This window comes from Enterococcus sp. DIV0236 (assembly GCF_050558525.1).
In the GTDB taxonomy this organism is placed as follows: domain Bacteria; phylum Bacillota; class Bacilli; order Lactobacillales; family Enterococcaceae; genus Enterococcus; species Enterococcus faecalis.
In genome coordinates, this window is sequence record NZ_CP187891.1 from 374,098 (window position 1) to 391,301 (window position 17,204).

16 protein-coding genes and 1 other annotated feature are annotated in these 17,204 nt (G+C 36.4%); of the genes, 11 read left to right on the plus strand and 5 right to left on the minus strand.

Annotated elements, in window-relative coordinates:
* Positions 1–17: 17 nt before the first annotated feature.
* The 7 genes from IGK27_RS01890 to IGK27_RS01920 all read left to right on the plus strand — a co-directional run bounded on the left by IGK27_RS01890 (position 18) and on the right by IGK27_RS01920 (position 10,652).
* Positions 18–500: a VOC family protein gene (locus tag IGK27_RS01890; protein ID WP_002355441.1), complete on the plus strand. Its 483-nt coding sequence runs from the start codon at positions 18–20 to the stop codon at positions 498–500.
* 166 nt (positions 501–666) lie between these two features.
* Entirely contained in the window at positions 667–2,112 is a 1,446-nt protein-coding gene (gene cls / locus IGK27_RS01895; protein ID WP_002361214.1) for a cardiolipin synthase, read from the plus strand.
* Positions 2,113–2,403: 291 nt separating this feature from the next.
* Positions 2,404–2,618: a binding site (T-box leader), on the plus strand.
* A gap of 191 nt (positions 2,619–2,809) precedes the next feature.
* Positions 2,810–4,066 carry a tyrosine--tRNA ligase gene (gene tyrS / locus IGK27_RS01900; RefSeq protein ID WP_002355444.1) on the plus strand — a complete coding sequence of 419 codons (1,257 nt, stop codon included), beginning with the start codon at positions 2,810–2,812 and terminating at the stop codon, positions 4,064–4,066.
* 298 nt (positions 4,067–4,364) lie between these two features.
* Complete coding sequence (gene tdc, locus IGK27_RS01905) at positions 4,365–6,227, plus strand: tyrosine decarboxylase (protein ID WP_002355450.1); 1,863 nt, start codon at positions 4,365–4,367, stop codon at positions 6,225–6,227.
* Between the two features lie 202 nt (positions 6,228–6,429).
* Positions 6,430–7,848 carry a tyrosine-tyramine antiporter gene (tyrP, locus tag IGK27_RS01910; protein WP_002355453.1) on the plus strand — a complete coding sequence of 473 codons (1,419 nt, stop codon included), beginning with the start codon at positions 6,430–6,432 and terminating at the stop codon, positions 7,846–7,848.
* 124 nt (positions 7,849–7,972) lie between these two features.
* Complete coding sequence (gene nhaC, locus IGK27_RS01915; protein WP_002358632.1) at positions 7,973–9,379, plus strand: Na+/H+ antiporter NhaC; 1,407 nt, start codon at positions 7,973–7,975, stop codon at positions 9,377–9,379.
* A 355-nt stretch (positions 9,380–9,734) separates the two neighbouring features.
* On the plus strand, positions 9,735–10,652 hold the full coding sequence (locus tag IGK27_RS01920; protein WP_010777397.1) for a hypothetical protein: 918 nt from the start codon (positions 9,735–9,737) through the stop codon (positions 10,650–10,652).
* 51 nt (positions 10,653–10,703) lie between these two features.
* On the opposite strand, the gene IGK27_RS01925 is transcribed toward IGK27_RS01920, so the two are convergent.
* The 3 genes from IGK27_RS01925 to IGK27_RS01935 all read right to left on the minus strand — a co-directional run bounded on the left by IGK27_RS01925 (position 10,704) and on the right by IGK27_RS01935 (position 12,883).
* A complete protein-coding gene (locus IGK27_RS01925; protein ID WP_002355456.1) occupies positions 10,704–11,153 on the minus strand; it encodes a YehR family lipoprotein in 450 nt (149 codons plus the stop codon).
* Positions 11,154–11,291: 138 nt separating this feature from the next.
* Entirely contained in the window at positions 11,292–11,798 is a 507-nt protein-coding gene (locus IGK27_RS01930) for a phosphatidylglycerophosphatase A family protein (protein ID WP_002355457.1), read from the minus strand.
* Between the two features lie 131 nt (positions 11,799–11,929).
* Complete coding sequence (locus IGK27_RS01935) at positions 11,930–12,883, minus strand: L-lactate dehydrogenase (protein ID WP_002358635.1); 954 nt, start codon at positions 12,881–12,883, stop codon at positions 11,930–11,932.
* A 167-nt stretch (positions 12,884–13,050) separates the two neighbouring features.
* Between IGK27_RS01935 and IGK27_RS01940 the strand changes: the two genes are divergently transcribed.
* A complete protein-coding gene (locus tag IGK27_RS01940) occupies positions 13,051–13,413 on the plus strand; it encodes a DUF4809 family protein (RefSeq protein WP_033626592.1) in 363 nt (120 codons plus the stop codon).
* 15 nt (positions 13,414–13,428) lie between these two features.
* Positions 13,429–13,839, plus strand: coding sequence for a DUF4809 family protein (locus IGK27_RS01945; RefSeq protein ID WP_002370887.1), 411 nt, complete (start codon positions 13,429–13,431; stop codon positions 13,837–13,839).
* A gap of 46 nt (positions 13,840–13,885) precedes the next feature.
* Here IGK27_RS01945 and IGK27_RS01950 read toward each other — a convergent pair whose 3' ends face one another.
* Complete coding sequence (locus tag IGK27_RS01950; RefSeq protein ID WP_002355461.1) at positions 13,886–14,713, minus strand: LysR family transcriptional regulator; 828 nt, start codon at positions 14,711–14,713, stop codon at positions 13,886–13,888.
* 141 nt (positions 14,714–14,854) lie between these two features.
* Between IGK27_RS01950 and IGK27_RS01955 the strand changes: the two genes are divergently transcribed.
* Both IGK27_RS01955 and IGK27_RS01960 read left to right on the plus strand, forming a co-directional pair.
* Entirely contained in the window at positions 14,855–15,823 is a 969-nt protein-coding gene (locus IGK27_RS01955; protein ID WP_002355462.1) for a TDT family transporter, read from the plus strand.
* A 20-nt stretch (positions 15,824–15,843) separates the two neighbouring features.
* Positions 15,844–16,803: a GDP-mannose 4,6-dehydratase gene (locus IGK27_RS01960; RefSeq protein WP_033626591.1), complete on the plus strand. Its 960-nt coding sequence runs from the start codon at positions 15,844–15,846 to the stop codon at positions 16,801–16,803.
* Between the two features lie 13 nt (positions 16,804–16,816).
* Here the strand turns inward: IGK27_RS01960 and IGK27_RS01965 are convergent, their stop codons facing one another.
* On the minus strand, positions 16,817–17,164 hold the full coding sequence (locus tag IGK27_RS01965; protein WP_002355464.1) for a winged helix-turn-helix transcriptional regulator: 348 nt from the start codon (positions 17,162–17,164) through the stop codon (positions 16,817–16,819).
* Positions 17,165–17,204: the final 40 nt, after the last annotated feature.

The following is a 17,204-nucleotide window of genomic DNA, read 5'->3' on the forward strand; positions in this document are numbered from 1 at the left end:
AATTAGGAGGAGATACAATGAGTGAAGCAGTTAAAGGTTTTTCAGTAGTCAACCACGTGGGGATTACAGTCAGTAATTTGGATGAATCAGTGAAGTTTTATGAAGCATTAACAGGAACAAAAATCGCAAATCGTGATGAAATTGGTGGAAAACGGATGGCCCAAACACAAGGGTTAGATGATACATTAATCAAGTATGCCAATGTGCATCTAGAAAACATCAATATTGATTTATTAGAATATGTTAAACCAAAATCAGAAAAAGCTTCTTATTCCAACGAACAAATTAGTGCAATGCATATGTGTTTCGAAGTGGAAGATATTGATGCAGCTGTTGCACGTTTAAGAGCGATTGGCGTAGAACCTGATGGAGAGCCGATTACATTCCAAGAAGAAGATGGCTTGAAGAGCGGTTTTGGTACAGGTGTCGCTTACTTTACCGATCCAGATGGTACAAATTTAGAATTGATTGCTCCTAAAGGTCCATTTACACGAAATTAAGTTAAAAGACTTTCAAACAAACATCAAAAAGAACCCCTCATTCTAGTTACTGGTACTAGAATGAAGGGTTCTTTTTATTTTTTGAGACAGAAGCAGCTAAAGAAAAGATATTCCAAATCCGTAATTGATGGTATACTAAAACATAACAAATAAAGGAGGAAGACAATTGATTCTTAGCGTCTTAACAGTTATTTATTTTATTAATGCAATTATTGCGGGAATTACCATTTTGTTAAAACCTCGAGATGTAGCAGCAATTTGGGCATGGCTACTCGTACTGATTGCTCTACCCGTTTTTGGTTTTTTCTTATATTTATTCTTTGGGCGCGGTTTAACCGACAAAAAGAAATTTTATTTGCAACAAAGTGATTTACGGGAATTAGAGAATTTCCAGAATTTCCAAGAAGAAAGTTTTGAACTTTATAGTCAAAAGATGCCGACGGAGGAGCAACAACAGTTTACAGACTTTTTTTCCTCGTTAAATAGGATGCCTCTGACTAAGAAAAATGATGTTGAAATTTTTACGGATGGTACGGAAAAATTCAATGCGTTGATGGCGGACATAAAAAAAGCTCAGCACTCCATTCATATTGAATATTATGCCTTTGTAACGGATCATATCGGCACCAAAATTTTGAACTTATTAGAAGAAAAGGCGGCTGAAGGGGTTGAAGTGCGGTTGCTTTACGATGCCTTTGGCTCAAAGGGCACCAAGGTTCATCATTTGAATGAATTGAAAAAAAACGGCGGTTTTGTCCAAACATTTATTACTTCTCAAAAAGCACTTTTGAAGTTTCGTTTGAATTATCATGATCACCGGAAAATTGTTGTTATTGACGGAAAAGTAGGCTACATTGGCGGCTTTAATGTTGCCGATCAATATGCCGGAACGACTAAAAAGTTTGGCTATTGGCGGGATACGCATTTACGGATTCAAGGGCCAGCAGCCTCATTACTGCAAATGCGTTTTTTAATGGATTGGAACGTCTCTTCCCCCGAGAAAAATCGTGTGGCGTATCAATTGGATTATTTCTTTAAACTTGAAGCATTGGTGCCAGAGGCAAATACATCCATTCAGATGATTGCCAGTGGTCCTAACAGTGACCGTGAACAAATTAAATTGGCCTTTATTAAATTGATTACTTCTGCCAAGAAAAGAGTCTGGATTCAAACGCCGTATTTAGTTCCTGATGATAGTGTCTTGGCTGCTTTAAAGGTTGCTGCGGCTTCAGGAGTAGATGTTAAAATTATGATTCCAGATAAGCCCGACCATCCGTTTATTTATCGAGCAACACAGTATTACGGCCGCTTATTGATGAAAGAAAATATTGAAATTTTAATTTATAACGGTGGTTTCTTACATGCGAAAACAATGATTATGGATGATGAAGTCTGCACAGTTGGTTCAGCCAATCAAGATATCCGAAGTTACAAATTAAACTTTGAAGCAAATGCTGTGTTATATGATAAAAAAATCATTGATCAATTAGAAGCAATTTTCTTAGAAGATCGAAAAAAATGTACAACAATGACTCCAGAAGTTGTTCGCGACATGTCAAAATGGTTGATTTTTAAACAACAAATTTCACGATTATTTTCACCAATTCTTTAAAACTGTTTTTCACAAAATGACGAACTTCTGATCCGAAGTTCGTCATTTTTCTTCGGGAATTTTATAAAAGTATAGAAAATCACAAAAAAAGTCAAAAAAATTTAAAAGAATATTTTTTAAATTTTTTCGTTATTTTTTTATCTGTAGTTGCTGTTAAAACAAATAAATATTATTTTGAATTCGTTATTTTATTTTTGTGAAAAAGGGACATCTTTTATAAAAGTAAAAAAAATTAAGCAAAGAGTGTTGACAAAAAAAACGAAAAGGAATATGCTACATGTACAAGTTAAATACAAAGCAATGACAGAAAAGCAGTAGAGAAATAACCACTGTTACAGAAAGCTAGTGGCGCTGGAAACTAGTACACGTTATTTATCGAATTACATTCTTGAGCTTCTGCCTACAGGGCACGGGTAACAGCGTTATTTGTTAAGAGGTATATAGTATTTTAAATAAATTAAACTATGTATAAATTTGGGTGGTACCACGAGAAATTCGTCCCTAAGTCGTTTTGACGGCTTAGGGATTTTTTGTATTCTTTTTTTGAATACGTGGCAGACCAAAGAAAATTTCGTGAACCCGTGTATACATAGAAATAAACACGGGATATCGTGTAAAAACAAGTGTGTTAATCGTTTATTTCGTTAAATGAACGATTTCCTATAAAGAGATAATTATAAATATGGAGGGTGATAACATGAATATCATTGACGAGCTAGCATGGCGTGATGCAATCAATCAACAAACAAACGAAGAAGGACTAAGAGAACTTACAGAAAATACGAGCATTTCGCTATATTGCGGTGTCGATCCAACTGGAGATAGCATGCATATTGGACATTTAATTCCTTTTATGATGATGAAACGATTCCAATTAGCAGGTCATCACCCATACATTTTAATTGGTGGCGGAACTGGAACAATTGGTGATCCAAGTGGACGAACAACCGAACGTGTCTTACAAACGATGGAAGCTGTGCAACATAATGTGGACAGTCTTTCAAACCAAATGAAAAAATTATTTGGTAAAGATGCTGAGGTAACAATGGTGAACAACTACGATTGGTTATCAGAACTATCTTTATTAGATTTTTTAAGAGATTACGGGAAAAACTTTAATGTCAACACGATGTTGGCAAAAGACATTGTCGCTAGTCGTTTAGAAAGTGGCATTTCCTTTACAGAATTCACATACCAAATTCTTCAATCAATTGACTTTTACACATTGCATAAAAAACATAATATTCAATTGCAAATTGGTGGCGCTGATCAATGGGGCAATATCACTGCAGGATTAGATTTGATTCGTAAAAAAGAAGGACCAGAAGCCAAAGTATTCGGGTTAACCATTCCTTTAATGCTAAAAGCAGATGGTACAAAATTTGGGAAAACAGCGGGTGGCGCTATCTGGTTAGATCCTAAGAAAACCTCACCATTTGAATTCTACCAATTCTGGTTAAACCAAGATGATCGTGATGTCATCAAATACTTGAAATTCTTTACTTTCTTAGATAAAGAAGAAATCGATGCGTTAGCTGAAAAAGTTGAAAAAGAACCAGGTAAACGTGAAGCACAAAGACGCTTAGCTGAAGAAGTGACACGATTTGTTCACGATGATGCAGCATTAGAAGAAGCGCAAAAAATTTCAGAAGCTCTTTTCTCAGGCAATATTAAAGACTTAACGATTGAGGAAATCGAGCAAGGGTTAGAACATGTGCCAACTGTTGAAATTACCAAAGATGCTAAAAACATCGTAGATTGGTTAGTTGACACAGAAATCGAACCATCAAAACGTCAAGCTCGCGAAGATGTGAGCGGAGGAGCTATAAGTATTAACGGTGACCGAGTTACCGATTTAGATTTTGCAGTCGATCCAACACAACATTTCGATGGAAAATTCGTTGTTGTACGGAAAGGGAAGAAAAATTACTTTTTAGCAAAAGTAATGGATTAGAAATTGATAATAATTTCACGAAGAGAAGACGTGTGATTATTTGATCAAAGTTAAAATTCTATTTCTCCTTACAGGTAGTGGTGAAACCGTTAATACACCTAATAAGAGTGGGATTGTACACACAATCCCACTCTTATTTTTTTATATAATGGTTCTGACAAGACACCTTGTGAAAAAATTATAAAATTAAAGAGCTATGATAACCATTGTTATTTTTCTTCTTTACACTTTAGCCGTTTGGGTGTAAGTTGTGAATGCAAAATCTAATTCATTAAAATTTGTAAGGAGGAATTTTCGTATGAAAAACGAAAAATTAGCAAAAGGCGAAATGAACCTTAATGCACTATTCATTGGGGACAAAGCCGAAAACGGACAATTATATAAAGACTTGTTGATCGACTTAGTAGATGAACATTTAGGATGGCGTCAAAACTACATGCCACAAGACATGCCAGTTATCTCTTCTCAAGAACGCACATCTGAAAGCTACGAAAAAACTGTCAACCATATGAAAGATGTATTGAATGAAATTTCTTCTCGCATGCGTACACATTCAGTTCCATGGCATACAGCAGGTAGATATTGGGGACATATGAACTCAGAAACATTAATGCCTTCTCTATTAGCTTACAACTTTGCAATGCTATGGAACGGGAACAACGTTGCCTATGAATCTTCTCCAGCAACTTCTCAAATGGAAGAAGAAGTAGGACATGAATTTGCTCACTTAATGAGCTACAAAAATGGTTGGGGACACATCGTTGCTGATGGTTCTTTAGCTAACTTAGAAGGCTTATGGTATGCCCGTAACATTAAATCATTACCATTTGCTATGAAAGAAGTAAAACCAGAATTAGTTGCTGGCAAATCAGATTGGGAACTATTGAACATGCCAACAAAAGAAATTATGGACTTATTAGAATCAGCTGAAGATGAAATTGATGAAATCAAAGCTCATTCAGCTCGTTCAGGTAAACATTTACAAGCAATCGGTAAATGGTTAGTTCCACAAACTAAACACTATTCTTGGTTAAAAGCTGCTGATATTATCGGTATCGGTTTAGATCAAGTTATCCCAGTACCAGTTGACCATAACTACCGTATGGATATCAACGAATTAGAAAAAATCGTTCGTGGCTTAGCAGAAGAACAAATTCCAGTGCTAGGTGTTGTCGGTGTAGTTGGTTCTACTGAAGAAGGTGCCGTTGACTCAATCGATAAAATTATTGCTTTACGCGATGAATTAATGAAAGACGGTATTTACTATTATGTACACGTGGATGCTGCTTATGGTGGTTATGGACGTGCCATCTTCTTAGACGAAGACAACAACTTCATCCCTTACGAAGATTTACAAGATGTTCATGAAGAATACGGTGTCTTCAAAGAGAAAAAAGAACACATTTCAAGAGAAGTGTATGATGCATATAAAGCAATCGAATTAGCAGAATCAGTAACAATTGACCCTCATAAAATGGGTTATATCCCTTATTCAGCTGGTGGTATCGTTATCCAAGATATCCGTATGCGCGACGTTATTTCTTACTTCGCAACTTACGTATTTGAAAAAGGTGCCGATATTCCTGCGTTACTAGGTGCTTATATCCTTGAAGGTTCAAAAGCTGGTGCAACAGCTGCTTCTGTATGGGCTGCACATCACGTTTTACCTTTAAACGTTGCAGGTTATGGTAAATTAATTGGTGCTTCAATTGAAGGCTCACATCATTTCTATAACTTCTTGAATGATTTAACATTCAAAGTTGGCGACAAAGAAATCGAAGTCCACACATTAACTCATCCAGACTTCAACATGGTTGACTATGTGTTTAAAGAAAAAGGCAACGATGATTTAGTAGCAATGAACAAATTAAACCATGATGTATATGACTATGCATCATACGTTAAAGGAAATATTTACAACAACGAATTCATTACTTCACATACTGACTTTGCTATTCCAGATTATGGCAACAGCCCATTAAAATTTGTAAACAGCTTAGGATTTAGTGACGAAGAATGGAACCGTGCAGGTAAAGTAACTGTGTTACGTGCTGCTGTAATGACTCCATACATGAACGATAAAGAAGAATTTGATGTTTACGCTCCTAAGATTCAAGCTGCTTTACAAGAAAAATTAGAACAAATTTACGACGTAAAATAATTGAATCTTAAACGGAAAAAAGAAATGGTAACCGAATGAGGGAACGTTCGTCTGATTGATTTATTTAAGAGATAAATCAATCAGATGGCTAACCTCTTAACCAATTCTTTGTCTGGGTAAGAGGCAGTCGAATGACTGTTTTACTCAGCGTATAACAGTCATTCATGCTCCTTATCCAAAATCTTATAAGGAGTGTACAAAATTGGATAAACAACAAGTTAAAAAAATTGAATTAGGTACTTTTATCGGTTTAACAATGGCATTGTGTGCAACTGTACGTAGTATCCCAACACTTGCTGCTGTTGGTTGGACATTAATTTCTTACACAATTTTCGCGGTCTTATTCTTTGCTGGTCCAATCGCATTGATATCTGGTGAATTATCTACGATGCTTCCTCAAGAAGGTGGCCCTCAACTTTGGGTTAAAACTGCCTTAGGTAGCAAATGGGGTTTTGTTGTCGCTTGGTTACTATGGGTGCAAATGTTCCCAGGAATGGTAATGGTTGCTTCTACATTAGGCCCTTTGCTAGGTAATACATTTGGTAATGTTCACTTAGGTGAAAATCATTGGTTCGTATTAGGTTGTATCTTAGTGATTTACTGGATTATTACAATCTTGAACTTGAAATTTGACATGGCGAAAGTTGGCGGAAATATTGGTGTTTGGCTAGGTGTTTACATCCCAGTATTAGTTATGTTTGTTTTAGGTCTTCTTTCAATGATTAAAGTAGGCTTAACACCTGGCGGCTATTTAGGTGCCTTCTCTTGGTCAAAAGTTTTACCAAACTTAGAAAATATGGACACATTTAAATATCTAGCAGGGATTGCGTTTATCTTTGTTGGGATTGAAATGTCTTCTGTTTATATTCCTCGTTTGAAAGATGCAACAAAAAATTATACAAAAGGCGTTTTCATTTCATTAATTGGTTTAGTTTTATTAAACGTTATTAATGCAATGTTTGTTGCTAATATTGTTCCAAATGGCAAAATGGAATTGTCTAACATTACACAACCAATTTTGCTTTATTGTGACGTTTTAGGTTTACCAACAATTATTGGTAATATCTTTAGTTTCATGGTCTTCTTAGGCGTGTTATTACAATTATCTGCTTGGGTTACTGGACCATCAAAAACAATTATTCAAGTTGCTCGTGATGGCTTATTGCCACCAAAATTTGGTTTCCATCGCGAAAATAAATATGGCGTTTCTCGTAACGTTGTGTTAACACAATCTGTGGTTATCTCATTATTCGCTTTACTTTATGGGGTAATGGATGATGTCAACGCTGTATTCTTAACTTTAACAAATGCAACAACAATTATTTATAGTATTGTGTATGTATTGATTGCGATTTCCCTAATTAAATTACGTAAATCTCAACCAGATACACTACGTCCTTACCGAATTGGTAAAAAAGGTAATGGCTTAGCTTATTTAGTGGCAGCAATGTTAATTTTTAGTGTTATCATTGTTATTTTCGCCACATTAGGTACAACAACCGTGACTGATGCAGTCTTAGTTGCATTAATCACTATTGTTATGTTTGTGATTCCGTTAATCATTAATCGCTTTAAAAAAGCAAGTTGGGCAACGGAAGTAAAAGAAGATTTAGGTGAATAAAAAGGCCAGCAATTATTTTGCTGAGTGCCTCTTCATCTGATGACTATAGTAAATTGTCGTTTGGAAACTGAAGCAAGTTCGATTATTGCTTCAGTTTTCGCTTTCCATAAAAGGAGGTTTTCATATGAAATCAACGAAACCCACTGTTTCGTTCGCTGAAAGTTTAGGCATTTTGGTTGCCTTGTTAGCGATTCTCGGGTACTTAATTATTGGTCAAAAATTAACCCCTCACATACCGATTCTTTTTGTATTCATGTTGTTGTTGCTTTATGGCAAATGGAAAGGATTTTCTTGGGATGAGATCCACGAAGGCATTGTGGAAGGGATTAAACCAGGGATCATTCCGATTATTATTTTCTTGTTGATAGGTGTCTTAGTTGCTACTTGGATCTTGTCTGGGACGATTCCAACAATTATGGTCTATGGTTTTAAAATTATCTCAGTGAAGTTCTTCTTACCAACCGTTTTTGTGGTCTGTGCACTAGTTGGTGTGACGGTAGGGAGCTCCTTTACGACTGTTTCAACTATGGGGATTGCCTTTCTAGGTATTGGACATATTCTTGGATTCGACAATGCGATGACAGCTGGTGCAGTTGTTTCAGGTGCCTTTTTAGGGAACAACATTTCACCGTTATCTGATACAACAAACTTAGCTGCTGGAATTGGTGGCGTGAACCTTTTTGAACATATACTAAACATGATGTACACTGTTATTCCGGCGTTTATTATTTCGATTGTCGGCTATATCTTCTTGGGGCATCAATCTGGTTCAGCGGATTTACAATCGGTTGATGCAATGGTCCAAACGTTACATCAAGGATTCTGGATTTCACCGATTACATTGTTGCCAGTAGCGGTTTTATTCTTATTCGCCTGGAAAAAGGTACCGGCTATTCCAACGTTACTAGTCGGCTCTACAGTGGCGGTCATCTTAGCTTTTATAAATGATCATCACCTAAGTTTAGCGAAAGTTTCTACCATCTTAATGAGTGGTTATGTGGCAGATACAGGGGATCAAAGTATTGATACACTTTTATCTCGTGGTGGGATTGAAAGCATGTTAGGTTCTGCTGCGTTGATTATTTTGGCATTAGGTTTGGGCGGTTTGTTGATTAAGTTTAACATCGTGGCTACTTTAATTGATAAAATTAAAGGCTATGTGAATAATCCAGCCAAATTAATCGCTTTAACTGCCTTAAGTTCTGTGGGAATTAACTTACTAGTTGGCGAACAATATTTGTCAATTATTTTACCAGGGGAAACATTTAAATCCTCATTTACTCGTTTAGGTATTGATAAAAAATATTTAACTCGTACTTTGGCAGATGCTGGGGCGGCAGTCAACTCGTTAATTCCTTGGGGAGTTAGTGGTACCTTCATTATGGGAACGTTAAAAGTTGGTGCACTAGAATACTTACCGTATGCCTTTTTCCCATTGCTTTGCCCTATTATCACCGTCATTCTGGGGATATTCTTAAAAAAACAACAAGGGGAAAACAAAAAAGCACCAGGGACTAACGTTGAATTGTGAGTTTTTTCAGATAATTAAACAATTGGTTACGATTGAACCTCAGTGTATCTACTGATTGGTTCAATCGTTTTTTCGTCACAGATTTTTTACAATTCTTCATATAATCTTTGAAGCTCCTTAAAGGCAATTTAATTATTCTAAGTTATGATACAAAGGATCAATCAAATAGGTGGATGAACGTGGTGTTAAACTCATAGAGACTAACAGTAGTTTATTCTTGCTCAATGTTGAGGTGTAGGTTCGAATCCTACCGTCCACTTTTGTTATTTAAACCAACTTAGAACGAAACACAAACAAGTGACGGATACACATGATTAAGGTACAATAAGGGTAGGGAAAACAAGGAGGAATTCTTATGAAAAAGATAGGGCTTATTTCTAGTGCTTTTCTTTTAACCCTTGCTTTAGCAGCATGTGGCGGCGGAAAAAGTACAGAAAATACGGATAGTCGTTCCAGTGCTGCGGAAAGTACCACAGTCGAGAGTACAAAAGCATCTGCTACAAAAGAATCAAGTAGCAAAGCAGCAACAAAATCTAGTGATGCGAAACCGTCAGGAACAACAACAGCTGATTCGAAAGCAACAGCTTCTTCTACGAAGGAAGCGGCAAATAATGGCTCAGCAGAGAAGCAATCACCAGCGAAAAATGCGAATCCAGATGACCAAGCCAACCAAGTGCTTAACCAGCTAGCAAACATGTTTCCTAGTCAAGGCTTACCGCAGGCAATTTTAACGAGTCAAACGAATAACTTTTTAACTGCAGCGACAACTTCACAAGCGGATCAAAACAATTTTCGTGTTTTATATTATGCAGAAAAAGAAGCGATTCCAGTGAATGATGCACGTGTTAATCAGTTAACGCCAATTAGTTCTTTTGAGAAAAAAACATATGGCTCTGATGCCGAAGCAAAAAATGCAGTGAACCAAATCATTGACAATGGCGGTCAACCAGTAGATTTAGGTTACAATATTACTGGGTATAAACAAGGGGCGGCAGGTTCTAGTTACTTATCTTGGCAAGAAGGCAATTGGAGTTTAGTCGTACGGGCCTCAAATATCAATGGTGAATCGCCTGATGATTTAGCAAAAAATGTTGTCAACATTTTGGAACAAGAAACGTTGCCAGCACCGAATACCGTTGGTCAAATCACACTGAACGTGGCAGGAACCACTGACTATAATCGCAACTCAGTAGTTTGGCAAGCCGGTACAGTCGTTTACTCTGTCCATCATTTTGACCCAATTCAAGCAGTGAAGATGGCAACATCAATGTAATTAATAAAAAGAAAGCGTGCGACAATGCCCATTGTCGCACGCTTTCTTTTATTATTTTTGTTCTGTATAACCTTGTGACTCCACCAATTCTTGGCTTTTCTTCATGCTGATTCCCTTAGAAGAATCTCCATCAATCTGGATACCATCCACTTTTTTGGCTTTATCATAATCAAGTTTTTCATAATTAATCGTCAATTTTTCGATGGCTTGTTTGTCCTCATAGGTCAGTTTGTAATCAAGCCCTTTGATGTCCTCATATTGTTTAGAAACGGGTTCCAACGCTGTTTTTGCCTCTTCTTTTGTAATTCCCAATTTGTCATAAGAAACAATGTTTTTAGCCGTTTGCGTTAAGACTTTATCTCCTTGGTACGTATAGGTTAAGGTGGAATCAATCCCATCTTGTGGCGAACCTACAAAGGTTTTTGTCTCTATTTTTGAACCGCAACTTGCAAGAAAGAATACCCCAATAAAAATTAAAAATACGCGTAAAAACTTTTTCATTTCTAGATAACCTCCTTTAGCTGTTTATTCTTTACTGTAACATAACACGGCAAATAATTACTGTTAAGTAGAAAGCTTGTGAGAAGTCCAGCAAATAAAAAACTTGCCTCTTCTCATAAAAATGAAGAGGCAAGTTTTTTATTTAGTAATATCACTTAAATCTGGTTGTGAGTGGGCCAACCGACTGGCAGCCGCAGCCGCAATTGCGCCCACGATATCATCCAAGAATGTGTGGACATGTTCGCCATCATGCGCATTTAACTCTTTTAAAATGCCTGGTTTTACCTTGTCGATATACCCATAGTTCGTAAAACCGATAGATCCATAAACATTTACAATGGAGAGCGCCATAATTTCATCAATGCCATAAAGCCCTTCATCTTCCGTTAAAATTTCTTGTAACGGTGAGAGTAGCTTGTTTTCTTCTGCCAGAATATCCAGTTGGACACCTGTAATAATCGCGTTGTGTACTTCACGCTTTGTTAACACGGCATCAACACTTTCTAAACAAGTATCTAATGTTAAATTGTCAATATAATCTTTTTGTAAAAATAACACAAGTTCAGCTAAATCATTCATTGTTACGCCACGTTCTTGCAATAAACGACGTGCGCTATTTTCTAACGTATCTCCTTGGATTACCATTTTTTGTCCTCCTAATTTCTGCTTTAGTTGAAGTTCTTCTTTCATGGTACCAAAAAGAACGATAAAGGGGAATTAGAATCTATTTTGGTAGAGAATAATTTAGTTGAAGTGTTATTTTTAGTTAAAAATTACTAAGCGTTCGGTTGTAACGATGCCATCACTTGTTTTAATTGTGTCACTGATTTTTGGAAGAGTTCTTTTTCAGCGGCATTCAGATTCAATTCAATAATGTCAGTCACACCTTGATTGCCAACGACTGCAGGAATCCCTGTAAATACATCTTGTTGCCCATATTGCCCATCTAAGTAAGCTGAGACAGGTAAAATAGCTTGTTCATTATTTAAAATGGCTTTAACAATGCGTGCAGTACTCATACCAATCCCATAATAGGTCGCTTGTTTGCGATCGATAATTTCATAAGCTGTATTTTTCACTTTATCAGAAATGATTGGTAAATCGTCACTAGTTAAGCGCTCTGTCGTATCCACAATTTCTAAAATAGGTTTGGTACCAATCATGGTATGAGACCAGACAGCCACTTCAGAATCCCCGTGTTCGCCAATAATATAGCCGTGAACATTGCGTGGATCAATCGCTAAACGTTGAGACAGTTCTTTGCGGAAACGAGTTGTGTCCAAAGTTGTACCAGTTCCAATTACTCTTGAAACAGGTAAACCAGAAGCTTGCCAAGCCACATAAGTCAGTACATCGACAGGATTTGAGGCAATCACTAAAATTCCATCAAAACCAGATTTCATGATATTGTTAACAATTGTTTTCATAATTTCTGCATTGATTGAAACCAAATCTAGACGACTTTGCCCAGGTTTTTGATTAGCACCAGCTGTAATCACGACGATATCGGCATCTTGGCAGTCTTGATAGTCGCCAGCCCAGACGTTTACATTTTCTTGACCCCAAGACACACCATCTAATAAGTCAATTGCTTCGCCTTCAGATTTGGCTTTGTCAATATCAACTAAGATTAATTCATTCGCAATCCCTTGGTTGATCATGGAATAGGCAATACTTGTGCCAACAAAACCAGTACCAATAATTGCGACTTTTTTGTTAAATACTTTCATCGTTCATCTCTTCTTTCTGTAATATTTCTTTCTTAGTGAATTATATCACGAACTTTTTAGGTGTGGTTATACCAATCTGTAATAGTCTTTATTAACAATTTAAATAAGGGAAGCGTGCTTTTTTTGTTATGATAAGAGTAGGAAAATAGAGAAGATAAGGAGGCAAAATGACAACGACAACAGTGTATTATGCAAGCAATAATGAAAAACAGCCGAACCATTTTCAACTAGTTATCGGTAGCTGTAGCTATGAACTTCCAAAAATAGAAATCTACGAAATCCTGGAATGTGTCGCTTCAGCATATGGCTATCAAAAAGAACCATTCATTGAAGAACAAACAGAATGTTTTGTTAAAGGCAACCGTTGTATACATGTTTCCCAACAAGCGACGACGTTGACTTTTGTTGTGAATGATCTGCGTTTAGTAATGGAAAAACAATGCCGGAATCACGAAGAAGTCTTTCAAGAAGTCAATCATATTTTATTGAATATTTTTGAGGAGACCCCTTGTGTTTTTCTCGAAAAGTAGGAAAGAAGGATTAAGATGAAACAGGTGAAAATAACAACTACCTCAGACTTGATTAATGGCGGCTGCAATGCCTGTCCGAATGTGAAGTGTACGAATTATCTTGTTCATGTAGAAGATGAAACAATTGCGTTAGAAACGCTAACCGTTGCAGATTTAGTAACTTTATTAGCACTCAAAGAAGGGTTTCGTCAAAAATTAGTTATGGAAATGTTCGAAGAATATACGATGTTTGAAAGGGAAACTCATCAAGTTGTATTCAAGGAAGAGGAAACGAGAATTCTTTTTCAATCAAAAAAACAGACCATTCAAAGCACTCTTTTGTCTAAAGAACCACAACAAGTGTTCCAAGAAACCCAGCAAATTTTACACCAACTATTTGAGTTAGAACCTTTTGAATTTGAATTGGTAGAGGAAACTGATGAATAAAAAACAGGAAAACGATTTAGCGAAAGCTAAGTCGTTCTCCTGTTTTTTAGGCTTGTCGTTCACGAATTTTTTCAACGATTCGGTTATAAACTTCAGAGAAGGAAGTATTGGCATGGTGATCGGTCTGGACAATGAAAATTTTTCGAGAAGCAAAGGACTGATCAATTGGTTGCCAAGGGATCTCATCGGAAATAGATAATCGAGAAACAATTGATTGCCCAATGTTATTTTTTAGCAATTGTAACAGGACTTCGTTGTTGTTTAATTCGATAATTGGTAAGTTGATGCTGTGTTCGTTGAGATAAAGCTCATTGAAAAAACGTAAGCCAGAGTTCTTTTCTCTTAAGAGCCAAAATTTTGAAGCGGCATCTCCTGCTAGAACTAGTTGATCTTCATAAACAATTTCTTTGTGTAGATTTTTGGTTTCAATGGGTTTTTCAATTAGTCCAATGTGGGCATGATTATTTTGAACCATATCCACGACTTCGTTTGAATTCATCAGTTGAATCGAAAAATTGATGAGTGGAAAAGCGGTAACCAAACTCTCCATAATATCTGGCAGTAAATAAATAGCAACTGTATTTGAAGAGGCTATAATGCAGTCTTCTTTAAAATTCTCTTTTTCTGCAGCTTGCGCAAAAGAAGTAGTTAAGCTTTCAATAATCGAGAGCATTTTTGGATATAAAAAATCAGCTTCTTTGGTTGGAATAACCGATTGTTTTCCATTACGATAGAACAGCTTGATCGAAAAGTGTTGCTCTAATTTCTTGATTTGCAAAGAAACAGTTGGCTGAGAAATATACAATTGTTTGGCCGCCGCACTAAAATTTTTGGTTTCATACACAGCAATAAATGTTTTGATCCATTCGAACATAAAATCGCCTCTTTCTATTTACTATCTTAATAGTTGGTATTGAAAATATTTATTTTACAAATATAAATATTTCATTTAGTATAATAACATACTTTTGATTAATATCAATAATAATAAATAAAGACGGAGTGTGACTACATAATGGTAGAAAGTGCGAAAAAATTCTTGCGGAAAGTCCCGATTCCCATTTGCGGACTAATTTTAGGGATGGTTTCTTTGGGGAATTTACTTTATTCCTTGGGATATGCAACAATTGGGACCATTTATTGTGTACTTGGCAGTCTCTTAATGATTTTAGTTATTTTAAAAATTATTTTTACAATGAAACATGCATTAAGCACCTTAGATGATCCAATTATTGCTTCGGTATCACCAACATTTACAATGGCTTTAATGGTTATCTGTGTTTTCTTAGATCGGATATTTACCAATGCTGCTTGGATTAATGTGTTGTGGATTGGCGCAGTGATTTTACATTTTATTTTAATGATTTATTTTGTAGCGGTGCATATTTTTCCAACAAAAATCGAACTGGAACATATTTATCCAAGCTGGTTTATTACGTTTGTCGGCATTGGCGTTATTCCTAATACTTCTCAATTGTTTATCAATGAGTTGGGAAAAATTGTTTTTTGGGTAGCGTTGTTCTTTTATTTACTCTTGTTACCAATTTTAATCAAGAGAATTACGAAGTCGAAAGAAATGCCTGAATCGACCATTCCTTTATTGACGATTATGACAGCGCCAGGTTCGTTATGTTTAGCTGGCTATATTTCAATGGGTGGTCATTTGTATATGCCATTAGTTGTTTTCTTGCTAATTTTATCTCAATGTATTTATGGGATTGTAGTAGTGAATCTATATAAAATTATGCAAGTGACATTCTATCCAAGTTATGCTGCCTTTACATTCCCATTAGTAATTTCTGCGACAGCATTAGTCAAAGTTAAACCTTTATTTGCAGAAAAGGTAGGCCTAACGAGTCTGTTAAATATTTTGTCTACTTTTGAACTTTTATTAGCTGTGGCTATTGTAAGTTATGTGTTCATTCGATATTGCATTTTTTTATTCCAAAGAGAAAATAACACGAAAAAAGTGGAATTAAATTAAAAAAGAGAGGAAGCAAAGAGGTGAAGAAACTATTAATTACTGGAGGAGCTGGCTTTATTGGTTCTAATTTGGCTAATTTTTATAGTCAACAGTATCAAGTTTTTGTGATTGATGATTTGTCCATGGGGCGAGTGTCAAATTTGCAACAAACTGAGCAGTTGGTTTTTATTAAAGGAAGTGTGACGGATCAGCAATTATTGGACGAAGTACTTTCAAAGCATTCGTTTGAGTACATCTTTCATCTTGCGGCTGTGGCAAGCGTGGCAAGTTCTGTGGCACAGCCTCTAGAGACCCACGAGGTCAATTTTTTAAGTGTATTGAAAATATTGGAATCAATAAAAAAATATCAAAAAGAGCTCAAACGTTTTGTTTTTGCTTCGTCGGCAGCCGTTTACGGTGCAGAGCCAACGTTGCCTAAAAGAGAAACTTCGGTGATTTGCCCTTTGAGTCCCTATGCTATTGATAAGTTTGCTGCTGAACGTTATGTTCTCAATGAATACCATTTACACGGGGTACCCACGAGCGCAGTTCGCTTCTTTAACGTCTATGGTCCCAATCAAAATCCTGCTTCACCCTATTCTGGTGTCCTGTCCATTTTGATGGATCGTTATATCCAGTTAGAACAAGGGCAAGCGAGCCAATTTCAAATATTTGGAGATGGTCAGCAAACACGTGACTTTGTCTACATTGAGGATGTCCTAACTGCATTAGATTTAGTAGCAACCAAAAATGAAGCGTTGGGACACGTTTATAATATGGGTACCGAAGTTGCTATTTCCCTTAATCAATTAATTGAAGAAATGAACCAATTAGTGGGACTTTCTTTGCCAGTTTCTTATCAAAAGGAACGAGATGGCGATATAAAATATTCTCTTTCAGATAGTTCCGCTTTGAAAGGCTTAGGTTTTTCGCCCGTTTATTCAATTCGAGAAGGACTTCAAAAATATCTTAAGTTTACCCATAATACCCAAAATAGATAAAAAAAGACGAGACTTATTTGTTAAGTCTCGCCTTTTTTTGTGCAAATGTTTCGCCCCAATGGCAAAGTGAAGAGAGGGCATCGTAAAGAGCATATCCTTCCGGAGTGAGCGTATATTCCACACGCGGGGGTAGTTCGTTAAAGGATTCTCGATGGACTAAGCCATCTTTTTCCATTTCTCTCAAGCGATCTGTCAGGACGCGCTGAGTGATTCCGTCGAGCGCACGCATCAATTCACCGTTGCGCTTGGTTCCTTGGAATAATTCATCCATTAATGATAATTTCCATTTGCCGTTAATGGTGGAAAGGGCTAAGTTGATACTGGTTTGTTTATCAGTTGTCATAGTTTCTCCTTGTGACACGTAATGGTTACTTTTTTCTTCCTAGGTGAATAAAAAGTGC